The organism is Allobosea thiooxidans, assembly GCF_900168195.1.
Taxonomy (GTDB): Bacteria; Pseudomonadota; Alphaproteobacteria; order Rhizobiales; family Beijerinckiaceae; genus Allobosea; species Allobosea thiooxidans.
In genome coordinates this window covers 49,438-70,183 of record NZ_FUYX01000009.1, presented here as the reverse complement: position 1 = coordinate 70,183, position 20,746 = coordinate 49,438, and the positions used below count along the sequence as shown (strand labels likewise).

34 protein-coding genes are annotated in these 20,746 nt (G+C 62.9%); 21 read left to right on the top strand and 13 right to left on the bottom strand.

The genetic code is table 11. The features are described 5' to 3' along the window. Positions 1-60: 60 nt before the first annotated feature. From B5Y19_RS16495 to B5Y19_RS16420, 17 genes are all read left to right on the top strand, one after another. Positions 61-459 (top strand): phage tail assembly chaperone, encoded by a 399-nt coding sequence (locus B5Y19_RS16495; RefSeq protein ID WP_079591757.1) that lies wholly within the window; start codon positions 61-63, stop codon positions 457-459. 65 nt (positions 460-524) lie between these two features. Next, the gene (locus tag B5Y19_RS26135) at positions 525-668 is read left to right on the top strand and encodes a hypothetical protein (protein ID WP_176168639.1); all 144 of its coding nucleotides are present in this window, start codon (positions 525-527) and stop codon (positions 666-668) included. Between the two features lie 54 nt (positions 669-722). Continuing rightward, positions 723-1,094, top strand: coding sequence for a hypothetical protein (locus tag B5Y19_RS16490; RefSeq protein WP_079591756.1), 372 nt, complete (start codon positions 723-725; stop codon positions 1,092-1,094). Positions 1,095-1,113: 19 nt separating this feature from the next. Further along, positions 1,114-2,697, top strand: coding sequence for a hypothetical protein (locus B5Y19_RS16485; protein WP_079591755.1), 1,584 nt, complete (start codon positions 1,114-1,116; stop codon positions 2,695-2,697). Then, positions 2,694-2,984, top strand: coding sequence for a hypothetical protein (locus tag B5Y19_RS25740; RefSeq protein ID WP_139384433.1), 291 nt, complete (start codon positions 2,694-2,696; stop codon positions 2,982-2,984). Before B5Y19_RS16485 ends, B5Y19_RS25740 begins: the two co-directional genes overlap by 4 nt. A gap of 33 nt (positions 2,985-3,017) precedes the next feature. Continuing rightward, positions 3,018-3,518, top strand: coding sequence for a phage baseplate protein (locus B5Y19_RS16475; protein WP_079591753.1), 501 nt, complete (start codon positions 3,018-3,020; stop codon positions 3,516-3,518). Between the two features lie 11 nt (positions 3,519-3,529). After that, entirely contained in the window at positions 3,530-3,823 is a 294-nt protein-coding gene (locus B5Y19_RS16470) for a phage baseplate plug family protein (protein WP_139384432.1), read from the top strand. Beyond that, a complete protein-coding gene (locus B5Y19_RS16465) occupies positions 3,820-4,689 on the top strand; it encodes a phage protein (RefSeq protein ID WP_411914156.1) in 870 nt (289 codons plus the stop codon). Before B5Y19_RS16470 ends, B5Y19_RS16465 begins: the two co-directional genes overlap by 4 nt. Beyond that, a complete protein-coding gene (locus tag B5Y19_RS16460; protein WP_079591750.1) occupies positions 4,689-5,393 on the top strand; it encodes a Gp138 family membrane-puncturing spike protein in 705 nt (234 codons plus the stop codon). The genes B5Y19_RS16465 and B5Y19_RS16460 overlap by 1 nt, the downstream gene beginning before the upstream one ends. Further along, positions 5,386-5,754 (top strand): contractile injection system sheath initiator, encoded by a 369-nt coding sequence (locus B5Y19_RS16455; protein WP_079591749.1) that lies wholly within the window; start codon positions 5,386-5,388, stop codon positions 5,752-5,754. Before B5Y19_RS16460 ends, B5Y19_RS16455 begins: the two co-directional genes overlap by 8 nt. Before the next feature lie 7 nt (positions 5,755-5,761). Further along, entirely contained in the window at positions 5,762-6,658 is an 897-nt protein-coding gene (locus B5Y19_RS16450; RefSeq protein WP_079591748.1) for a hypothetical protein, read from the top strand. Then, positions 6,655-7,374 (top strand): baseplate wedge 1 family protein, encoded by a 720-nt coding sequence (locus B5Y19_RS16445; RefSeq protein ID WP_079591747.1) that lies wholly within the window; start codon positions 6,655-6,657, stop codon positions 7,372-7,374. Before B5Y19_RS16450 ends, B5Y19_RS16445 begins: the two co-directional genes overlap by 4 nt. A 14-nt stretch (positions 7,375-7,388) precedes the next feature. Next, positions 7,389-8,315 carry a hypothetical protein gene (locus B5Y19_RS16440; RefSeq protein ID WP_079591746.1) on the top strand — a complete coding sequence of 309 codons (927 nt, stop codon included), beginning with the start codon at positions 7,389-7,391 and terminating at the stop codon, positions 8,313-8,315. A gap of 2 nt (positions 8,316-8,317) precedes the next feature. Next, entirely contained in the window at positions 8,318-8,836 is a 519-nt protein-coding gene (locus B5Y19_RS16435; RefSeq protein WP_244555614.1) for a DUF4376 domain-containing protein, read from the top strand. A gap of 171 nt (positions 8,837-9,007) precedes the next feature. Then, positions 9,008-9,790, top strand: a complete 783-nt coding sequence (locus B5Y19_RS16430) for an N-acetylmuramidase family protein (RefSeq protein WP_079591745.1) — start codon at positions 9,008-9,010, stop codon at positions 9,788-9,790. Next, positions 9,787-10,275, top strand: coding sequence for a hypothetical protein (locus B5Y19_RS16425; RefSeq protein WP_079591744.1), 489 nt, complete (start codon positions 9,787-9,789; stop codon positions 10,273-10,275). Before B5Y19_RS16430 ends, B5Y19_RS16425 begins: the two co-directional genes overlap by 4 nt. Next, positions 10,272-10,541 carry a hypothetical protein gene (locus B5Y19_RS16420; protein WP_079591743.1) on the top strand — a complete coding sequence of 90 codons (270 nt, stop codon included), beginning with the start codon at positions 10,272-10,274 and terminating at the stop codon, positions 10,539-10,541. The genes B5Y19_RS16425 and B5Y19_RS16420 overlap by 4 nt, the downstream gene beginning before the upstream one ends. Before the next feature lie 862 nt (positions 10,542-11,403). Here B5Y19_RS16420 and B5Y19_RS26740 read toward each other — a convergent pair. From B5Y19_RS26740 to B5Y19_RS16400, 5 genes are all read right to left on the bottom strand, one after another. After that, positions 11,404-11,739 carry a helix-turn-helix transcriptional regulator gene (locus B5Y19_RS26740; RefSeq protein ID WP_411914161.1) on the bottom strand — a complete coding sequence of 112 codons (336 nt, stop codon included), beginning with the start codon at positions 11,737-11,739 and terminating at the stop codon, positions 11,404-11,406. A 256-nt stretch (positions 11,740-11,995) separates the two neighbouring features. Beyond that, entirely contained in the window at positions 11,996-12,442 is a 447-nt protein-coding gene (locus tag B5Y19_RS16410) for a DUF2721 domain-containing protein (RefSeq protein WP_079591741.1), read from the bottom strand. A gap of 135 nt (positions 12,443-12,577) precedes the next feature. After that, the gene (locus B5Y19_RS16405) at positions 12,578-12,775 is read right to left on the bottom strand and encodes a hypothetical protein (RefSeq protein WP_079591740.1); all 198 of its coding nucleotides are present in this window, start codon (positions 12,773-12,775) and stop codon (positions 12,578-12,580) included. 108 nt (positions 12,776-12,883) lie between these two features. Beyond that, positions 12,884-13,081: a hypothetical protein gene (locus B5Y19_RS25735; RefSeq protein ID WP_139384431.1), complete on the bottom strand. Its 198-nt coding sequence runs from the start codon at positions 13,079-13,081 to the stop codon at positions 12,884-12,886. A gap of 74 nt (positions 13,082-13,155) precedes the next feature. Next, positions 13,156-13,401 (bottom strand): hypothetical protein, encoded by a 246-nt coding sequence (locus B5Y19_RS16400; protein ID WP_079591739.1) that lies wholly within the window; start codon positions 13,399-13,401, stop codon positions 13,156-13,158. 160 nt (positions 13,402-13,561) lie between these two features. Here B5Y19_RS16400 and ligD point away from each other — a divergent pair, with 160 nt between their 5' ends. Further along, positions 13,562-14,599: a non-homologous end-joining DNA ligase gene (ligD, locus tag B5Y19_RS16395; protein WP_079591738.1), complete on the top strand. Its 1,038-nt coding sequence runs from the start codon at positions 13,562-13,564 to the stop codon at positions 14,597-14,599. Here ligD and B5Y19_RS26130 read toward each other — a convergent pair. Both B5Y19_RS26130 and B5Y19_RS26125 read right to left on the bottom strand, forming a co-directional pair. Next, a complete protein-coding gene (locus tag B5Y19_RS26130; RefSeq protein ID WP_176168638.1) occupies positions 14,596-14,745 on the bottom strand; it encodes a hypothetical protein in 150 nt (49 codons plus the stop codon). The two genes, ligD and B5Y19_RS26130, sit on opposite strands and share 4 nt — an antisense overlap. Before the next feature lie 22 nt (positions 14,746-14,767). Beyond that, positions 14,768-14,929: a hypothetical protein gene (locus B5Y19_RS26125; protein WP_176168637.1), complete on the bottom strand. Its 162-nt coding sequence runs from the start codon at positions 14,927-14,929 to the stop codon at positions 14,768-14,770. Positions 14,930-15,092: 163 nt separating this feature from the next. Here B5Y19_RS26125 and B5Y19_RS16385 point away from each other — a divergent pair, with 163 nt between their 5' ends. From B5Y19_RS16385 to B5Y19_RS16375, 3 genes are all read left to right on the top strand, one after another. Beyond that, on the top strand, positions 15,093-15,332 hold the full coding sequence (locus tag B5Y19_RS16385) for a hypothetical protein (RefSeq protein ID WP_079591736.1): 240 nt from the start codon (positions 15,093-15,095) through the stop codon (positions 15,330-15,332). Positions 15,333-15,669: 337 nt separating this feature from the next. Next, the gene (locus B5Y19_RS16380) at positions 15,670-16,290 is read left to right on the top strand and encodes a hypothetical protein (protein WP_079591735.1); all 621 of its coding nucleotides are present in this window, start codon (positions 15,670-15,672) and stop codon (positions 16,288-16,290) included. Continuing rightward, the gene (locus B5Y19_RS16375; RefSeq protein ID WP_079591734.1) at positions 16,212-16,961 is read left to right on the top strand and encodes an SOS response-associated peptidase; all 750 of its coding nucleotides are present in this window, start codon (positions 16,212-16,214) and stop codon (positions 16,959-16,961) included. The genes B5Y19_RS16380 and B5Y19_RS16375 overlap by 79 nt, the downstream gene beginning before the upstream one ends. An 803-nt stretch (positions 16,962-17,764) precedes the next feature. Here B5Y19_RS16375 and B5Y19_RS16370 read toward each other — a convergent pair. The 6 genes from B5Y19_RS16370 to B5Y19_RS16345 are packed head-to-tail and all read right to left on the bottom strand — an operon-like array spanning position 17,765 to position 20,705. Continuing rightward, positions 17,765-18,079, bottom strand: coding sequence for a hypothetical protein (locus B5Y19_RS16370; RefSeq protein WP_079591733.1), 315 nt, complete (start codon positions 18,077-18,079; stop codon positions 17,765-17,767). Next, positions 18,066-18,410, bottom strand: a complete 345-nt coding sequence (locus tag B5Y19_RS16365) for a hypothetical protein (RefSeq protein ID WP_079591732.1) — start codon at positions 18,408-18,410, stop codon at positions 18,066-18,068. Before B5Y19_RS16365 ends, B5Y19_RS16370 begins: the two co-directional genes overlap by 14 nt. Next, positions 18,403-18,669 (bottom strand): hypothetical protein, encoded by a 267-nt coding sequence (locus tag B5Y19_RS16360; RefSeq protein WP_079591731.1) that lies wholly within the window; start codon positions 18,667-18,669, stop codon positions 18,403-18,405. Before B5Y19_RS16360 ends, B5Y19_RS16365 begins: the two co-directional genes overlap by 8 nt. Beyond that, positions 18,662-19,717 (bottom strand): hypothetical protein, encoded by a 1,056-nt coding sequence (locus B5Y19_RS16355; protein ID WP_079591730.1) that lies wholly within the window; start codon positions 19,715-19,717, stop codon positions 18,662-18,664. Before B5Y19_RS16355 ends, B5Y19_RS16360 begins: the two co-directional genes overlap by 8 nt. Beyond that, on the bottom strand, positions 19,714-19,932 hold the full coding sequence (locus B5Y19_RS16350; protein WP_079591729.1) for a PCRF domain-containing protein: 219 nt from the start codon (positions 19,930-19,932) through the stop codon (positions 19,714-19,716). Before B5Y19_RS16350 ends, B5Y19_RS16355 begins: the two co-directional genes overlap by 4 nt. Before the next feature lie 2 nt (positions 19,933-19,934). Further along, entirely contained in the window at positions 19,935-20,705 is a 771-nt protein-coding gene (locus tag B5Y19_RS16345; RefSeq protein ID WP_139384430.1) for a WDGH domain-containing protein, read from the bottom strand. Between the last annotated feature and the right edge of the window lie 41 nt (positions 20,706-20,746).

Here is a 20,746-nt window from a genome sequence, read left to right as displayed (position 1 = left end):
AAGCCATCGACCACGCGCGCGAGAGCGATCGCATCCGCGCCATAACCCGCAGGGAGCCTCATGGCCGAGAAGAAGTTCGGCAGCGACACCTATCGCTGTGACAAGGTCGACGCGGAAACCGGCATCCGTCTCCTGATCAGGACGTCGAAGATGTTCGGCCCGGCTTCGGCGGTGATGATCGCGCTGACGGAGAAGGACAAGGCGAAAGCCGAAAGCATGTCGATGAGCGCCATCGCGGAGTTCATCGGCAAGCTCGACGAGGACGACGCGATCGCCTACGTCAAAGACCTGATCGGTATGTGCCGCTGCAATGGGGAGCCGGCCGTGTTCGGTGTGACCCCGCAGGACATCGGCGAGATCTTCCAGGTGGCCTACTGGGTTCTGGAGGTCCAGTTTCGCGATTTTTTGGGCGCGAGCTTGGCCAAGTCGGGCGGCCGGCCGTCCCTGGTCAAGGTCTGACGCCGAGCCAGTTCAAGCGCGTCGCTCCCAACCTGGTCGAGCGGTCCTGGCTCCTCCGTCCGGTCATGGCCGACCCGCCGCTCTGCTCCCTGGCAGAGATCAAGACCATCCTGACGATTGACGACATCGCCGACCTGCATGAGGTGCTCGACCTGAAAGAGCACCTGGCGGCGAAGGCGGCGGAGAGGACGGGACGACCGACGGGCTGATCCCCTTCCCGAATCCGCCCCGTCGCCGCATCCTGCCGCAAACGGGAGGTGAGCATGCGCGCGATCGTGGTTGCGGGGATGATGGTGGTCGCTGGGGTGGCCTGCGGGCAGGAAAAATGGGCTCGCGACGCCGTAATCGGCTCCGTCGCTGACATTACCGCGGGCGCCAGCTTTTGCGGCTTCACCGTCGATCGCTCTCAGATCGATGCTCATCTGGCAGCCAGCGGCTTCAAAAGGGACGATCCAACGCATTCTGGCGCGCTTGATCGAGACTTCGCGCTGCATAGCATGGTCTGGCAAGGCGCCAACGCCGCAGCGCAGACAACGTCGGAAGGAAAAGCGGCCCTACAGGGCCGCTGCGGTCAGCTCTGGGATGCATTCGGCCCGGACGGGATAGTCCGCAAAGGCCTTCTCTCAAAGAAATAGCCACCCAAAAGGGGTTCGAATGATCGTTGAGGAACTTGTCGCGCGCCTCGGCTTTTCGGTCGAGGGGCTCGAAAAGCTGCGCCGTGCTGCGCAGATGTTCCAGAGGCTTCAAAGAGCCATTGCCGCATTCGCGATGGCGATCGCCAAGCGGCTCGGTCGCGTGGCCGTCATCTTGGCGCGCGTCACCGGCAGGTTGGCGAAGTTCGGTGCGTCGTTCATCGCACGGTCGGCGCTGATCACTGGCGCTGCGACGGCTGCCCAGGCTGCACTGATGAAGCTGGCGGCCGGCTTCGCGAAAGCGCGGCAGGCGAGCATCGACCAAGCGTTCGTCAACGGAATCGATCCGCGGCAGCTTGCCCTGATCGAGAACCTGATGGTGCGGGTCGGCGCCGGCGCTAAGGATGCACAGAAGTGGATCGGGGAGTTTGCTCAGAAGGTCCGCGATGGCGTTCGCGAGGGCGGAGACTGGTCGGATGCTCTCGCAAAACAGGGCGTTCGCCTGAAGGATGCCAAGGGCCGGGCGAAGTCGTATTCCCAGGTGATCGATGACGTTCTGAAGGCCGCAGACAAGATCAAGGACAGCGACAAGCGGCGTGAGTTTCTGACCGAAGCTCTTGAGGGGGCGCCCGATGAGCTGATCGCCAAGCTCCTCCAGGCCACGAGCGCTTTCAAGACCTGGCAGAAGCTCGTCGCCGACACCCGCAAGAGTGGCGGCAACCTGTCGCCCGGCGATATCCTCAATGCCGGCGATATCACCGATGCGTTGGGGCGTCTCGGGGTGGCTCTGAAGGGCTTCACCGACGCAATCGGCTCCGGCTTGATGGCGGCGTTCGCCTCCGAGTTCCGCAAGCTCGGTGACGCCGTCGCGAGCGTGGCGACCGACGAGAACCGAGATCGGCTGCGCTCATTTGCCGGCACTATCGCGAACTTCCTGGTTCGAGTTCGCGAAGGCGGGTTCATTGTGCTCAGCAAGGTCGGCGATGCGATTTCGGCTATCGTTTCCGCGGCTGCTCAGATCGATGAGGCTACTGGTGGCCGGCTGAAGACTCTGGCGATCGGACTCGCAGCAATCATGGCAGCGGTTGGCACGGCTGTGCTCGCCTCAAGCCACCCCCTCGTCGTCATCTCGGCCGCGATCACCGGGCTGTTGGCGCTCCTCGCGGAGCTCCAGCGCTGGAATAGCGGCGAGGAGAGCCCTCTCGGCGGCTTCTTCAGCTCCATCGCCTCCGCGGCCAACACCGCGAAGGAGGCCGTTGTCGGCCTCGCCGAAGCGCTCAAGTCGATCCCCGGATTCAACTTCCTGGGCCAGCAGCAGGTCCCGGTTTCCGCCAAGGAAGGCGGCCGCAAGGCCGGCGAGATGATCCAGGGCTTGATCAAGAAGCAGGCCGAGATTTCGATCAACTCCGTTGCGCCGAAGGTGGCGGCGGATCGCGCTGCGTCGACGGTCAACAACCAGAGCTATGAGCAGAACAACAACTTCGGCGGCGTGACGGTCAACGCCTCGGGCCTTGAAGGGGTCGCTGCGGCTGCCGAGCGCGGCGTGAAGGCCGCGGCTGGCAATATCCGGATGAATACCGCCACTGCGGGGGCAGGGACGCCATGAAGGTGGCCGTTAGCTTTGATGCGTCGGAGTTCGAGCGCGATCTAGCGCTTCTTGCCGAAGCTGCCGAGCGATTTCCGGAGATCGGCGATGGTCTTGTCGAGCTTTTCGAGGCCGGCGAGCAAATGATCGTGGTCGAGATGGATCCGCTCACCGCACCGCTCGCAGGTGAACTGATCGTGCGTCTGAATCCATCCGATCGTCTTCGTGTGCTTTTGGCCGCAGTCTGGGCACGGAACGGTGAGCTCGGCCTTATTGAACATTCACAGTCTCCCGAGGTCGCCGGCTGACGCTGGCATTCCGCTGCGGAAGAGTCGAATCTCATGAGCTGCGTCCTTGTCAGCCGCGCGATTGGCGGTGTCTTTGTCGACGTCGTCATTTCTGAAGAGCACGAGTCGTCATTGACGATCGCAGAGCACCCTGTGGAGCGCGGCGCGAAGATCAGCGACCATGCCTGGCGAGAGCGCCGACGAGTGATCCTCGAGGGCGTCGTAGATCAATCCCGATCGGTGTCGGCCTATGAGCAGTTGCTCGCCGTCCAGGAAGAGGCCGAGCCATTCAGCCTCGTAACCGGGCTGAAGGTCTACGAGAACATGCTGATCGAGCGGATTACGGTCAGCCGCGACAAGGAATATTCGCGCGTCCTCAAATTTGAGGCCGAGTGCAGCGAAGTCAAAATCGTCAATACCGAGGCCAGCGCCGGCGGCGGTTCCAGCTCGGACGATAAGGCCCAGGGGACGACACGCCGCGGTCAGGTCGCGGCCCGGAGCTCGAGCCCGCCGCCTAAGACCATGTCCACGATCGAGGCGGCGGTTGCGCAGTGATCACCAGAGAATTGACCATCCTCGACGCTCCGTCCCAGGCGTTCACGACGACGCTTGCCAGCAAGCGCTGCGACTTCGTCGTGAACTTCAGCGCCTGGGCGAACCGTTGGAGCTTCGACCTCGACGTCGACGGTGTCCGCGTTCTCTCTGGGCGGAAGATCGTGCTTGGTGTCGACCTGATCGCTCCGTTCAATCTCGGCATCGGCAGCTTAGTCGCAGCCTCTTGGGGTGACGACGAGGCCGAGCCCGGCCGCACGGAGCTCCCCTCCGGCCGCGTCCGTCTTTTCCACATCGAGGTGGCATGAGCGTTCGTCAGTGGCTTCGAGACGTTGAGTTGACCGTATCGGGAAAGGCCGGAACGCTCACGATCCGCGACCTCAAGATCGACTTCAGCATCACCAAGACGATCGGCTCGAAGAACAACTCCGCGACGATCTCGATCTGGAACCTGACCAAGAGCCATCGCCGGCAACTCGGCGAGGAGTTCGACAAGATCGAGCTGAAGGCCGGCTACAAGGGTGGTCCCGTGTCCACCATCTTCAAAGGCACCATCGAAGACGTCGAGCATTCCAAGGAAGGCGCCGACGTCAAGTCCGAGATGACCTGCGGAGACGGAAACGAGGCGACCCAGAAAGGCGCGGTTAGCCGCACGTTTCCGGCCGGCACGAAGCCGAAGGAGATCATGGAATATGTCATCGGCGAAATGCCGGGCGTAACCAAGGGCGAGTTCAAGGGCGTCGACGACCTCCCGGCCTACAAGCGGCCTGTGACGGTCTACGGGTGGGCAGCATCGGAGCTCGACAAGATCGGCCGAGAGCACAAGCTCTATTGGAGCATCCAGAGCGGTGAAGTTCAGGCCGTCCGCAACGACGAGGTTCTACCGGGAACGACGGTTATTTCGAGCGAGACCGGCATGATCGGCATTCCGACCGTCACCGACAAGGGCGTCCGTGTGAAGGCTCTGCTCAATCCGAATATCGCGCCGGGCCGGCAGATCGACGTCCGCTCGGACTTCCTCGACGAGGAAAGCGCCCGAGACAAGCGGGCGACGGACGACGGCGGCGGGCTTTTCCGCGTTTCCGAGGTCACGTTCAGCGGCAGCAACCTGGGCGAAGAATTCTATGTCGAAGCCGAGGCGAGCCGTGTCGAAGGCGGCAAGGCGGTGAAGTGATGGCCGGCTATCAAGGCAACGCGACCCGCAAGGACTTCATGGAGTTCATTGCTGGCTCCGTCGAAGCGGGCATTCGCGAGGTCAACACGACCTATGACGCGACGATCGTCAGCTATGATCGCACGACGCAGCTCGCGACGATCCAGCCGAAACTGAAACGCAAGTTCGGCGACAAGGAGTTGACTGCTCCCCCGTTGGAGAAGGTCCGCATCTCGATGCCGGCCGGCGGCGGCTTTGGCGTGCATTACGATATGCAGCCCGGCGACCCCGTCGTGGGCCATGCGCGCATGCGCAGTACCGACACCAGCCAGGGTGACGGTTCCGACTCCAACGCCGCGCCGGGCCGAATGCACGACCTTTCCGATAGCATCGCCTTCCCGGGCGGCGGCGCTGATACGGTCAAGATGGACAACATGCCGGCCGGCGGGGCTCACTTCGGCTCCAAGGACGGCAAGAGCGGGTTGCAGACGCGGGCAGGGGGCTCTTCGGCGATCGTCGGCGGGCCGAGTGGCTCCGACAAGCTGACCGTCTCTGCCGCTGGCAAGATCGACTTGAAAGGCGAGAACGGCGACAGCCTCTTCCAGATCATCCGCGATTTGGCCGAAGTGTTCCGCAACCACACCAATGCCGGCGACCCGCTCGACAGCCCCTACGTCGCTGCGGCCGACGCCATCATCGCCAGATTGGATGCCATCCATGGCTGAGTTCGTCGGGCTGTCGATCCAGCCTCACAACGATCTTCGCCTCGATGAGACCGGCTCACCGCTTCTCGTCTTCGACGCGGAGGCGATCGGCGAGCACATCCGGCAGCGTGTCATGTTTTGGCGCCGGGAATGGTTCCTGAACGAGGACGCTGGCGTCGAATGGACGAAGTACGTCCTCGGCCGGCCACCCTCAGAGCTCCCGCTTGCCGAGAGCATCATCAAAGCCGAGATCGCGGCGACGCCCGGCGTGACCGAGATCCTCGAATTCAGCGCGGTCTATGACCGTGCATCGCGCGGCCTGCGCATTGAGCGCTGTCAGGTCGCAACCGTCTTCGACGATATCGTCGACATCCAGTTCTGAGGTTCCGATGGCCTATGGCGTCGTTCCAAGCGGCTTCGATCTGAAGCGGCTGCCGGAGATCCTTGCCGATATCCAGGCGGCGAACATCGCTACCTTTGGGCCCGGCGTGATCCAGACGGATCAGTCTCCTCTGGGCCAGCTCAACGGCTTGCATGCCGACCTCGCGGCTTCGCTTTGGGAGCTCGCGCTTTCTGTCTATCAGAGCCTCGACCCCGATCAGGCTGAGGGCGCTCGCCTCGATCAGGTCGCGAAGCTGCGGTTGCTGACGCGCGCGCCTGGCGAGAGCGACATCGATTTCCGGCAGGCGATCACGAACGCCGGCCGTGCCCGCATCGATATGAGCGATCTGTCGCAGGCCCTCTCTGCGCTGCCGGGCGTGACCTGGGTCCAGACCTACGTGAACGATGGCGATGCAGCGGACGCCGACGGGATCAATGCCCATAGCGTTGCGGTCGCCATCCTCGGCGGGGATGACGACGAGATTGCCAAGACAGTGCGCGCCTATGTGGTGCCCGGGATCGGCACCTATGGGAACACGACGCTCGAGACGACGATCGAGGGGTTCTGTCGATCGATCAAGATCATCCGCCCTGCCGTCGTTAACGTCACGATCGAGGTCGACGTCGAGGCTCAGCCGGATCGGAACGGCTGCCCGCCTCCTTCGGCCCTGGCGATTGCCTCAGGCCTGGCGCAGTCGCTCACTGGGACCAGCCGGCCGCGCAACGGGCAGGATGTTACCGAGTTCCTGGCCCGTCAGGCGATTGAGAGCCGATACCCGAACATCCGCGTCGTGGCCGTCCGCGCGAGCAGGACGCCGGCGGCGGTCGGAGCGGTCCCGGTCGCCATCGACTTCTTCGAGATCATGGCCGTTTCGGCTGATCGCATCACGGTAATCCCGCAGTGACCGAGCGCGCTTGCCCAACCGGTGGAGAGCTTGTCGAGGAGGAGATCGATAAGGTCGCGACCGAGTATCGCGAAGCGGCCAAATTCCTCGGCATGGTTCGCGCCTACCTCGCGCAAACCGAGGATGCGGCGATCAAGCTCTGCGCCTTGCCGGATTTTTTCGACATCGACAGCGCCGTCGGCGACCAGCTGACCATCATCGGGAAATGGCTCGGCCTCCAGCGCTGCCATTGCGTCTGCGAAGCGCCGATGGTCTTCGGCTTCCGATGCGGTGATTTCGCTTCATCCGATCGTATCGCCGGCTTCTGCGAGCACGGAACGACCTGGTCTTCCTGCCCATCGCTCGGCAATGGCGAAATCTGCATCTCGGATGACGAGATCTTCCGCGGCTTCGTCAAGGCGCGCCGGTATCAGGCGCTCGGCCTCTACGACATCGCATCGCTGCAGGCGGCGGCGCGACATATCTGGGGGAACGCGGCGTCCGTCGTTTCGAGCAAAGTCGGCAGTGTCACGCTCGCGCCGGGCCGTGCACTGAGCGATTTCGAGACCATGCTCGTCCCGGTGGCCTTCCGTGTCCTGCCAATTGCTCCGGGCATCAAAGGCCTGATTCACTACGGGACCGGCCCGATCTTCGGCTTCGGAGCGGGGTGGGGAGGATTCTGCGAAAGCGCGGAATTCATCTGCCCTACCGATCCCAACACCTACACCTGCGCCTGATCTGAGGAGCCTCCATGGCCGCCATCAACTTGCCCTTCGCGGCGAGCGCGACGAAGCGCGCGCCCAATGCGGACGAGCTCGCGAACGGATTTCCCTGCGGCGACGCCGACAAGCAGCTTTTCGATTGGCTTGAATGGTGGCTGACGGGTCAGATCGCGACGGCCATCACCGAGGGCGGTCTGACCGTCGACAGCGCGCTCCTACCGCGGCTCGCGCAGGCCATCCAGTCCGGCAAATCGACCTATGCTGTCGCAACCGGCACCGCGAATGCCTGGGTGGTTGCGCCAAGTCTCGCCGTGCCGGCCTACGCCGCCGGCCGCGTGCTCAACGTCATCGCGCCTGCGACCAACACGTCGACAACCGTGAATGCGGACATCAGCGGCCTCGGGAACCGACGGGTCAAGAAGTCGGATGGCAGTGATCCTGCTGTTGGCGATCTCGTTGCGGGCCGCGTGTACGCTACCATCGACGATGGCACGAACATCCGCATCCTGACGCCGCTGCCGAGCGATGCGGTTGCCGCGGTTGCCGCTGCCGCGCCGGTCGGCGGCAACTGGATCTGGTCGCAAAACCTCGCCAACAACGTCATCACGACGTTGACCGGCAGCGCCTACGGGGGCGAAGGCGCGGCCAATCTGGGAGACTCGACCTTCAGTGGCGGTATTCTCACGTTCGGCGCGCAGACGGCCGGGCTCTGGCTCATCTCGTTCTCGGGCGTTTCCGTGAGCGCGACGACCGACCTCTTTCTCTCCAATATTTTCAACAACTCCGGATCGCTCGGCGCCGCCACGGCGCAGACCTCGCAATCGGCCCCGTCCGGCACGGCTATTACGGTCAAGCGCTTCGTCGCCGGCGACAACATGCGCTTCACCGCCAGGCAGATCGTCGGTGCGAGCCAGGTGATCTCCGGCCGCCTCAATGCTGTTCGCCTCGGAGCCTGAGCATGATCGAGATTCCCTTCACCTCGGCGGATGACGCCATCCTCGTCATGCAGGCTCTGACCGAGCCAGCGCGCATGTCCGCGTTCTACCAGCCTCCAGATGGCGCGGCACGCGCGCTGATCCATGTCGCGGAAGAGTTTGCTCCCGAAGTGCAAGCGCTCGCGGCTGACCTGCCTTCGGCCCGCAAGTCGGTGTTGCTGGCCTATGCGGCCGATTTGCGGTGGCGAAAGGAGGTCGGTGGCATCACCGTCGCGGGCGTTCCCGTGGCGACCGATGACCGCGCCAAGGTGATGATCACCGGGGCCCGCGTCGCCGCCACAGTCGATCCTCAGTGGTCGACCGTCTGGCACGGCGCCGATGGAAATACATACCCGGTCGATGCCGCTGCCATGATCGCGATCAGCGACGAAGTGCAGGCACATGTGAATATCGGCTTTGCGACTTTCGCAGCGGTCAAGGCCGATATCGAGGCGGGAACGATCACCACGACAGCGGAAATCAATGCGGCCTTTGCGGTCTGATTGCCGCGGCGCGGCATGAGCCAGTCTGCCGGCCGCTAACCGGGGGGCCTGGCAAGCGGCCGGCAGTGCCTCGATCGCTGCTTCGGGACCACGGGGCCCCCGACGCGACGTCAACAATCTGAGCTTTCGCAACCCGCCCTGACCGGCGGGTTTTTCATGCCCGGAGAAAACATGACGAGCTCGTTCAAGGGGGCCGCGAGGCGCCTGACCGATACCGACTTGCCTCGCATCGGCGCGATCATCGGCGTCGGTGAGGACGTGCTTCACGCCGTCATGGATGTTGAAGCGCCGAAGAGCGGCTTTGATGCTCAGGGCCGGCCGCGCATCCTGTTCGAGCCGCACATCTTCTACCGCGAACTCGGGCCGGGGCCGAAGCGTGATCGCGCCGTGCGCGAAGGGCTGGCCTATCGGAACTGGAAATCTGGCGCCTACGGCTCCGAGGGTGGCCAATACGATAAGCTTGCGCGGGCCATCGAAATCGACTGCGCGGCGGCGCTGCGATCCTGCTCCTGGGGGCGCGGACAGATCATGGGCTTCAACCACAAGATGGTTGGGTTCGACAGTGTAGACGCCATGGTCTCGGCGTTCATGGCGAGCGAAGCGGCGCAGATTGAAGCGATCGTGCGCTTCGCCGCGGCGAACAAACTGGACGGCACGCTACGCGCGGTCGACCGGATGACGCGCTCGATGCCGAACGATTGGCGGTCCTTTGCCAAGGGCTACAACGGCGGCGGCTACGAGAAGAACGGATACCACACGAAGCTGTCCGAGCGCTTCAACTGGTGGCGAAACATCCCCGACACGCCGTGGACCTTTGAGCCGCTACCGGCCGCCCCCGTAGCGCCGTCCAAGCCGGAACCCACGCTTACCGAAGAACATCCGACCACCGGCGAGCCCGGGTTCTTCGCCCGCTTCCTCTCCGCTCTCTTCCGCCGTCTGAAAGGTGCCGCATGAACGATCTGATCAAAGCCGTCATCAAGGCGGGCGGCCCGTTGCTGGGGACCGTCATTGGTGGCCCTGTTGGTACGCTGGCCGGCGCCGCAATCGGTGCTCTGGCGGAAGCGCTGGGCACGCCCGCCACCCCGGAAGCCGTCAAGCAGGCCATCGAGACGAAGCCGGGCGCGATCGAGATTGTCAAGCAGGTCGAGGCGGTCAAGGGGCCGGAGCTCTATTCGCTCCTCGCGAAAGAGGCTGAGAACTACGCGGCCATCATCTCGCAGGATGCCGTGCGCGGATGGTTCTACACGGCCTGGCGCCCGGCCGGGATGTGGCTCGTTCTGGCGATGTGGCCGTTTGCCGTGATCCTGGCCCCGTTCTTCCGCATCACGGTGCCTATGGCCGATCTGGTCGCCTTCACCGGCCTTTACCTTACCCTCTACATGGGCGGCCACACCGCTAAAGAATGGTTCAGCGCGCACTACGCGGGGCGACGTCCATGAGCGGCGGCGATCAGGTCACGATCTCCATGACGCGAGACGAGCTTTCTCAGATCATCCGCACTGCTGTTCGCGCGGAGCTCGACCATATCGGCCTGATGGTCGAAGAGGCCGATCACGTCAGCGAGGCGAGGGAGGACTTCCGGTTCGTGCGGCGCCTGCGCCTCGCCATCGACAAGACCTCGGGCATTGTCGGCAAGGTCATCGTGACCGCCATCGTCGCCGCTGTGCTGGCCGCCATCGCGAAAGGCTTCAGCATCGCCCGTTGACAGAAATGCCGACGGGCAACGGCTGCCGGCGTCCAACATGGACGGAGGTGAACCACTCCTGATCATCTCGAACTCGGAATCTAGGGAAGACTCGGCCCGCTCAGCCCTTCTGGGCTGTGCGGCTTTTTGCGTTCCAGCCCATACGAAATTACTGTCCCGAAGCGGCTGCTTGGGGGGCGTTGGGTTTGGCTGCTCTGCATTTGGGCTTTGCCGCGACGCTAGGCGTCGTCGCGTGGATCATATTCGACCTGTTCACCGGAGCTCTGACTGCTTGTCTTTTGGCTGGCGCGCTCGCATTCCTGAGGCTGGCGTTCAAAGACCGCTAGCTCTTTCGCCTTGACCGGCAGTGACGTCGGCAGTGTCAATGAACACCTTGACCGCGTGATCGAGGCCCGGCAGCTTCAGCCGCGTCTGCAGGGCGACCTCAAGCCGCCTTAGCGGACCGAGGCACCGGAGCAGTCCTCCGCGTCTGTTCCTTTACCCACATGACTTGCCCCGCTGGCTCCTGCTCGCGGGGCTTTTTCGTTGGACGGCGATCGAATGTCTTGCCCGCGGCCGAGCTTCGATCCTCACTGCAGGTCCGGACGAGGATGTGCCTGCCGAGCAATTTGAGGAACCGCGTTGGTTGCCGGGGGTTGTCTCGACGCTACGGTCCCGCATAGGTCAGCCCAATACCAAGGGGACCGTGGCGGCGATCGTCCCAAGGACGTCGCCGGAAGGGAGCCGCTCTCGCGACGGCGGCTCCTTTCCTATGTGGGACTTCGAAACGGTGTCTCAGTGCGTTAGCTGGTGCTTCGCAATCTCTACATTCGCCTGGGCGATGAACGCTTTCAGCTTGGTCAGACCTTCCGCGAAAAGCCGATCAACGGCTCCCTTCTGTCGCGATTCGATGCCGATCGTCAGTGCGCGATGCCGGTCGTATTGGCCCGGCTCCGGGAAAACGGGCCGGGCCGTTCTTGCCGCTGCGTCGCTCGCTTCGGAAGCTGCGGGGTGTCATCCCGCTCATGCGGCGAAAAGCACGAGAAAAATGCGCCGGATCCGTGTAACCCGCCGCAAAAGCCACCTCGATCAGTTTCATATCGCTGTTGCTCAGGAGAGCGGAGGCATTCTCGTATCGAGCGAGCTCGAGCAACTTTGAGTATGTCATTCCGACGATCAAAAGCTTCCGTTGGAGGCTTCGCGCGCTAGTTCCCGTCATGTTGGCAATGTCGAGTAGCGTTGGGGCGCCACAAATAAGGCAGTCGGGAAGCATGAGTTTGAGTGAGGTTAATATTTTGTTGGCGTAAGAATCATCAACTTCTAACTGCATGACTCCCCCCGGAACACATACACCACAGCTATTGAAGCTGAATTCGCCTTTGCGCGATAGATTGTTCCTTGGTCTTTGATTTCACGCAAAAGCCAAGGCAAGGCGCCGCGATCCGCTTGCACGGCTGCGATCGAGGAACGGTCGGCTACCCATGAAGATCGTTTTGATGAAGCGCGATACGCGTCTCTCGCGCGAGATCAATCAGCGCTGCACAAAATAAAATAAGCGCCGCCACAAACAGAATCGCGGCGCCATACTCATGCGCAAAATGAAACAGAGCGCTAACGAAAGCTATAATGATTATCAAGGACGTCATAATTGCAGCCATAACAGCACTAAACAATGCTCTGTTTAAAAGGGACGCGCGATGCCGCAATCGCGGAAGATCGCCTCTGAGGTAAGCTCTGGTGTCGTGCTCAGAGATGCCATGTATGTAATGCGATCGATCGATAACTCGATTTATCCTGACCATGATCACGGAAATAAACGCTGCGACCGCCCCGAGCAGAAAGGCCGGAGCAGCAACGGTCGCAATGATACGTCCAATTTGATCGATAGAGGGAGCTAGCGGGAGAATCGCCGCAATTGTCATATGCTTCTCGTGTCCATGGCCGAGTTGGAAGCTTGGATTGAGCGCAAAGAAGACTCAATATGAAATCCAAACCCTCATTCTGAGATATCAGCTCAGGCCCGCCGCCGAACTAGCGACAGCAGGGCAGAAATGCGCTCACCTCGCCTCGGAATCCTGGATTGCTGTGACCTCAGCGATGATCTGCTGCAGGCGAAGCGTTGCCTCGACTAAGGCTTGGTCATCGACCGCGATCAAGTCGCTTTCTTCCGGACCAAGCGCGTGCTGCGCGGCGGCCACCGCCGTGCTTGCCTCACTGAATAGCTCACGCAGCTTCTGATGCAGAACGGGGTGCATGTCTCACCGCTTGCCAAAGACGTCCCTCCGCTGGGACAACCGGCTTGCTGCATTGCCTGTTCCGGATCGACACAAGCGAGCGAAGAAGGGGCGCGGCTTTGTTCAGCGTTACGCCAGCCGCTTCACGCGCAATTCGGTAATCCTCAAGGCTTCCTCTTCGAGCGCTGTGATCAGCCGCCGAAAATCGGCAGCGATTTCGGCGGCATCCCACCCCGGAACACCGGCCCAGTAGAGAGCGGCCTGCCAGGCCTGCTCGTAGGATTCGCAGAGCTTGGCCATTTCTGGCATTGAGGCGGCCTGCAGCAACTCGTTACGCCGATCGGGGCAACGGAGAAGAAGGCGCTGCAATCCGGCTTTCTGATAGTGTCGCAAGGCGAAGTCTACGGGCCTCCGAGCCGTCCAATCACCGCCAAATACCGGTCGCTGGAATGCATCACGGCGATGATGACGCTAGTTCCATCGTCGCAGATGACGGTGAGACGATCGAGCAAAACGCCTGGATCGATCTCCGAGACGTCGCAATCAAGAAAGCCCTCCCGTGTATCACCGTGGTTGCTGCCAAAGCGATAGATCACAGGGATCCTGCGCCCACCGCGAAGGATCAGGGACCCTTTTCCGGTATGCATGACCGCCTCCTCAAAGCCATTGAGAAGCCGAAATTGATGATCGCGGGAAGGGGCGTAGCTCCCCCTTTCGCCATTAAAGCGCCACGATCCAGCTTCGGCAAGGGGGAACGAATCGCGCTGCGGCCCGTTTGCAACTCGGTGCCGTCCGGGAGTTGCGTCTATGGTGCGTCGGGTTCTGAGGGCCGGGCTGGGCGGCGATACGGTCAAGGGGGCGCTCACCCGGCCGAATGACGCGCTCCCGGATCTCTTCCACGATCCTATGCCTGATCGCGTCGAGCCGTGCCTGGCTCTGCTGGCGAGCAAGGTCCCGGCGGGACCGGATTGGGCCTATGAGGTCAAGTGGGATGGCTACCGGCTGGCTGTCCACGTCGAGCTCGGCGCGAACGTCCGCGTCGTAACCCGCGGCGGCCATGATTGGACGCATCGCTTCCCATCGATCGTGGCCGGCGCCAAGCGCCTGGGCGTCGACACCGCAATCCTCGACGGTGAAGCAGTCGTCCTCGACGAAATGGGCCGCGCTGACTTTGGCGCTTTGCAACGTGCTCTGGGCGGCCGAGGCGGTAAGCGCAACGCGGGTGAGGCAATGCTTTATGCATTCGACCTCCTCTATCTCGACGGCCATGACCTTCGCCGCATGGAGCAGGTCGAGCGCCGCGCGCTGCTGAGCCATCTCCTTTCTGGTTTGGGTGGTCCGATCCGCTTCAGCGAGGACATCGCGGCCACTGGCGCCGAGTTGCTCGATACGGCCTGCGAGATGGGCCTGGAAGGCATCATCGCCAAGAGCCGCAGGGCGCCTTACCGGTCTGGCCGGGGCGGTGAATGGCTCAAGATCAAATGCGTTCAGTCCGAGAGCTTCGTCATCATTGGCTATGAGCCTTCGACCGTGGCCCTTGGCGGCATTGGGCGATTGGCGCTTGCCGCGCGCAAGGGCGACGGGCTGGTCTATGTCGGCGGCGTAGGCACGGGCTTCACCCAGGCCAGCGCCACCGCGCTCCGCAATCAGATGGACAGTCTCGCCACTCCAAAGCCTGCCGTTTCGATGCAAGGCCGGCGCCAAACCTATCGCTGGATCGCGCCGGCCCTGGTCGCCGAGATCGCATTTCGCGCCTGGACCGACGATGGCAAGCTCCGGCACGCCTCTTTCAAAGGCCTGCGTGAGGAGGCCGATGAGGCAGCAGTCTATGAGATCCCGGCTTAGCCGATCCGGTGCTTCGTTTCCCAGATCTCGACAGCCAGGACGAGCTTCAAGAGTTCCTTCTCTTCGGGACTACCTTCCGGCGCTCCGGTCAGGGCCTGGATCCGGTCGATGGCTGCGTCGTATTCTGCCTGCGTAGCGATCTGCATTCGAGACCTCCACCTGCGCTGGTCAGAGCCGGCCCAACAGGCCCGCCTGATCGCGCGCTACGATCTCAGCACAACTCACGCCGGACCACAGGTTTTTTCCGCCGCAGTCGCTGCAGCGGTAGCGCTTCCAGACCTTGGCGATTGCCATGCCGGGCGGCAGGTCGTGGACCATGATCTCGCCCATGGACATGCATTCGAGGCACCAGATTTCGACGAGGCAGAACCCCCTCGAAAGATGCTGCCCGATGGTCCTTGCGCCCCCAGCCACATCCCCCGGGCGAATCCAGGGCATTGACTCGAAGCTCTGTTTTGTTCTCATATTGTTCTCATATCCGAGGACGAGAACCATGTCAGCCGAGCCGCTACAGAAGCCGCCGGAAGCCGACGAATTCGAATGGGAAATCGTTGAGCTTGTCGACGAATTTGGAACCGACAGAGCCGCGCTGCGCGCGACCTACCGCGCCTTGAAGGAGGCCAATGCCGCTTACACGGCGGCCTTGAGCGATGCTGATCGCTCGGTATCGTTCGGCTTCGTGCGTGGCCTGTTTTCGCGGGGCGCCAGGCCGATACGGGAGCCTGAGCGATGAAGCACCATGGGACAGGAAAATCGAACATTCAGGCCGACAGAAGCGACCGAGCTGCGGGACTTCCCGTGGACCGTCCTGCACCTGAGTTGCCACTACTGCCGGCGGGGCGGGAGCTATCGGGTCGCGGACATCGCGGCGAAACACGGCAGCCGGATTTCGGTTGGCGGGATAGTGATCGCCTTCATCGGGACCTGCGCCTATTCACCGTGGAACCCGGCCCGGAAGCCCCAGAAATACGGCGCCAAATGCGGGGCCTATTGCCCGGATCTGCGGCGGACCGATCCGCCTGATCTGCCGCCATCGCTGTCGGAACTCACCCTGATCGAAGGAGGGAAGGATGACCAACTCCCAGCCGCGCCTTCACAAGAGCCGCGCCGGCGCCGTGTCGGAGGGGATTGAACTGGTCGCCGCCTTGGCGGCCGAAGCGATCAAAACCGGACAGCCCTGCGTCATCGCCGAGAGCGCGATGCTCGAGCTCAATCTGCCATTCGATCTGTTGAGGGAGACCGCCGGAAGCTATGGCTGTGAGGTCTCGGGACCGTTCAACGGAGCGAGCGACGATGGCAACTACTATCTGATCGAGGAGGCGCTGATCCTGCCGGAATGGCCTTACGGCGTTGTGGTTTCGCTGGCTCCTTCGGAGGTGAGGACGGCGGCGCGCGAGTTCTCGTCCTGGCTCGACGAGACGGGGACGGGCTTTCGCGTCGAGGAGTACCTTGATCTCGGTGCGATCCACATCCGGACCACGGATTTCGGCCTTGCCGTGGCGTTCGTCGACGAGCACGGCGGCATGATCCTGACAGCCGATGAGACGGCCCGACTGTTCATTGGCGCGCGTTTGCCGCAGAACATCATCGATCAGAGCCAGAGGCGAACACCATGTGCAACCTCTACAGCCATACCCGCAACGTCGAGGCGATCAGAAAGCTCTTCGCGAAGTTCGACGCAGCGGGTGTGAACATGCCGCCGCAGCCGGGCATCTTCCCGGACTACGCTGCGCCCATCGTCCGGAATGATGCCGGTGGCCCCCGCCTCGCTATGACACGCTGGGGCATGCCTTCGTCTAAGAAGGCGCTTCTCGACGCGGCGACCAAGCGGGCCGACAAGCTGCGGGCGAAGGGCCAAGAGGTCGACTTCGATCAGCTTCTGCGCATGGAACCCGATGGCGGGACGACGAACGTGCGCAACACCTCGAGCTCGCATTGGAAGCGCTGGCTCGGTGTCGAGAGCCGGTGTCTGGTGCCGTTCAATTCATTCGCTGAACCGGGCCCGGGTGGGAACCACTGGTTTGCGTTCGGTGAGGAGCGGCCGACGGCGTTCTTCGCCGGGATCTGGGCTCCTCAGTGGACCAGCGTGCGCAAGATCAAGACAGGCGAAGAGACGATCGACCTCTACGCCTTCCTGACGACGGAACCGAATGCCGAAGTTGGTGCAATCCACCCCAAGGCGATGCCGGTGATACTGACGACGCCCGAAGAATGCGAGACCTGGATGACGGCGCCATGGGAGCAGGCGAGGGCGTTACAACGACCTCTGCCCGACGGCTCTCTCGATATCGTTGCTCGCGGCGGCAAGAAGGATGGGGACAACGGCGAAGACGAGCTCCCGGCACAGGCTGCCTTACTCTAACCGCCAAGGAACAAACCGCGAGCTACATGGCTTACTCCAATGAAGGAGAGCGCCATGCCAAAGCAGCGAGAAAATCCAGCACTGCTTGAAGATGAGAGGCAGGTCGTCACACCAACGGAGAGCCCGCTTGCTTCGGATCCAGTGCAAACCGGCCGGCGAAAAAGCGAGCGCACCAATGTTCACGACGAAGGGAGCGATGCAAACGATACTCCCGATGGTCTGACCGAATCCGAAGAAGCCGTGCGTAAGGCCGCAGAGGATATTCCAGTAGGCAGTCGTCCCGGAGTGCCCACGGAATCTGTCCCGGTCTTTGACCGTGGGAGCCTGCCCCCGAAGGTCTAACAGCCGTCATGCTTTGAAACGGAGCTTGGACCTAGCGCCAAGCCCCTGTCAGCCACCCGTAGATCAGCACGAATCCTAGCGCCATCATGGCGGCTGTCAGGATGAGGGTCGGGTGTACGCGCATCCTACCGCCATTCCCCGCTCCACCATCCCCATGCAGCCATAGCGAGAAGCGCGAGGAAGGTGGTCGCTATGGTGAAGCCGGTGGGGCGGGTCATGGGGAGGGCCTCCACATGATAGGCGGGTCTGAGGGCATTTCGTCCTCATTGGATTCCCAGCAGGCACCTTCGGACCAGCATGGCGGGTGCTTGCCCTCCTCACTGGCGACCCAGGCCCCGCAATCCTCGCCAGCTTCGTTGATGAAGCCGCGGCTTTCCCAACGGGCTTTCATCTCAAAGCCGCCTGATGTCAGGACCTCGATATCTCGCCCGTCTTTCGGAGCGCTTCTGATCTGAGCCCAGTCACTCATCGCGCCCTCCCGCCGCAGCGAGCATGGCGCGGTAGCCGGCCGCCTGACGTTGATCGCGCGGCAGGCCGTCGGATAGTGCTACCCTCATTGCAGCCATGCCGGATTCGAGCATCTTCATCGTCGGCTCCTTCGGCACAAGCACCCACCCCTCCGTCTCTCCGGTAGAGCCGGGGCGGAGGGCTTGGAGGTAGGCGGTTATGGTAGCGCGTGTAGCCGCCCTGCAAACGCGCTCCTCGCCGTTCCACTCCTGAGCTGGCCAGAGGATATCGAAAGCCGCCGCCAGCGCCCTCTCATCAATCGCGGTCATGTCGGGGCTCCTGTTGAAGGGCGGCGCGGCTTTCGGGCAACGCGATCACGACATCTTCTCGGATGGCGGTCAGCACCGAATTCTCTTCAATGACCATCTTCTGGCCTGTCCGCTTGTGCAGAACAACGGTGCCAACCGGGTAGGCGAGGATTTCCATTCCCGCGTATCGAAATGCGGCTTCCTCAGACTTGCTGACCAGAATCGGTTCTGCAGCGGCCTGCAGCTTTCCGCGCATCGCGTCGGTCATCAGCAGGCTATCCGGCTGACGAAGAAATGTGAGCCCGCCGTACAGCATTCGGTCAAAGTCCGGGAGTTTCATCTTCTCAGCCATGGCCGCTCTCCTGGCGGGGGTGGGTCGGACGCCAGCACTTCATGACGGCATAGGCAGTTGGGGATTCCTCGATCAGCCCGCGTTTTTGGAGGCGGCGACAGGCACGGAGGACCGCGGACGTTTCGAGCGCCGGCCAAAAGCCGACCTTCCAGTGATCGTTTGGCCAAGTCATCATGTTGCGCAGGACGTAGGTGGCCCGGCCCGGTGCCTTGCTGATGGCAGCAAGCACGGCCTCGTCGAACTTCGCGAGGTCAGACATCGCCCCCCTCCTTATCGGTGGCGAGACAGGCGCGGATGCGGCCAGCGGGGTCCATCTCGTCTTCTGCGTCCAGCGGAGCCTTCACCCTCTGCCCGTCCACCGCAGCGGGAGCGGGTGGGGTGGCGTCGGGTTCAACGACGGCATCCCAGCATTCCGGCGAGCAGGTCCAGCGCCCATCGGTCAGCTCGCAGCCGAACTTGTCGCCGCCTTCCTTCTCCTCGCGGGTATCGACGATCCGCCCGCAATGGCAGCAGTTCGCGATCCACGCCACCGGCTCAGCGGCAGAGGTGGGCGGAGACAGGGCACAAATGCGATCGATGCATTTCGAGACCCGTTGGACGTGGGCCTCAGAGACCGGCTTGCAGTAGCTGATGAGTTGGTCGAGCGACCTGCGCAGATCGTCCACATCCCCGCCCGCAGGCGAGGAGGCGGGCTTGGCGAGGGCTGCCATCCGCTTGGCGTCCTCAATCATCAGATCGCCCAGACGAACTCGCAGGCGCTTAACCTCCTCCGATGGCGGCTGGTTGATCGCCAGTTCGATGACGCGGGCGATCTCCTCCGCCGTTTCGCGATAAGGCTTGTTCGGGTCGGGAATGGAGATGCTGAGCTGCGCCAGCGCCGCGCCAGTCTCATCGGTCAGCAAGACAGACTGCCCCACGACGCTTGAGAATGGCGTGATCTGCGCTCGCATCTCGCCCCCAGCCTCCGACCCGCTCGTCGCGGCCGGGGAGAGGGAAACAGCTGCAATTGCTTCGTCGATGTCGCGGACGGTCGCCTTGTAGGAGATGTTTTCACTTCGGGCGCGGAGCCAAGCGATGGCCTTCACCGCCACCGCATCCACCCCGCTCGCAGGGGGCTTGGCGGCGGGAGCAGCGGCGAGCATTTTTGCATAGGCCAGACGGTGGTTGCTGTATCGGCCAAACGTAGCGTCAGTCTCGACGCGCTTCATGTTGCGGTCGATCTCGTCGAAATAGGCGTGCTGCATGTCAAGCGTCGCCTCGACGGGCACCAGCTTCCAGCCATCGCGCGCCGGGTTGGGAGACGTCATGGGCGGAACCTCAGGTGCGTGACCGCCGCCAGGATCATCTCCAGCGCGATCTCCTTGTTGCGGAACTGCGAACCGGCGCACTCGACGGTCGCGGTGGTGTTGGTCGGAATGTGCGTGACCCTCACGCCAGGATGCGTGCCGCACCGCTGGCCGCCGGGGCTCTTCCCGTAAGGCCACGCCTCGACTTTGAGGTCTTCGGCTGGGATGTCAGCCATCCTCACCCCTCCTCGTTCCCGCGCTGTTCACGCGAGCCGGAAACAGGTGGGACGGAGATGGCGCGGCCGAACCGCTCGACTAAGCGGTCAGCGATAGCTTGCGCGGCGCGGACGTAGGTCGTTCCCTCCGGGCAATCGAACAGGTCGTGCGCTTCAATCTCGCGAGCGATGTCCGACGCGAGCCCTGACAGATGCGCCTCCTCCTTCTCCCGCAGCGCGGCCATGGCTTCGTCGCGCTCGCGTTCGGCCTTTTCGAGACGGCGCATCGCTTCATTGAAGCGCGGCTTGCCGTTCGCATTCAGAAGACCCTTCAGCCTCTCGATTTCTTCCCGCGCCTCCGCCAGTTCGGTTTCAAGGACGGTTGGCCGGATCGGATAGGCGGCATTGACGCGAGCGTATTTCTCGGGCGTCGAGTGGCCGTCCCATTCGCCCTGATACGGTGCCAGGAAGTCGAAGAGGTGCGCGTCGCTATCGTGATAGTGCCATGACACCTGCCCGGTCGGCAGGTCGATGTAGACGCAGCCGTGCCAAGCCTCGTCCCATCCTTCGATGGCCGTCTTCGCGATACCGACGCGGCAACCGTGCGCCCAAGCGAACTTGGCGATCAGCGCAACACACTGGTTTCGCTCGGCGTAGGCGCCGTCCTTGGTCGCCCGCGCCTCCGCCAGCTCGCGGTCCTTGGCCGAGAGGGCGTCGAGGACGGCCTGCTTGGCGATGGTCTGAGGGTCGCTTTCGCGGGCCGTCCTCTCGACCAATGAGGCACGATCAAACATGTCCAACCTCCTGATGGGGGTAGGTTGTCGCCCTGCGCCAA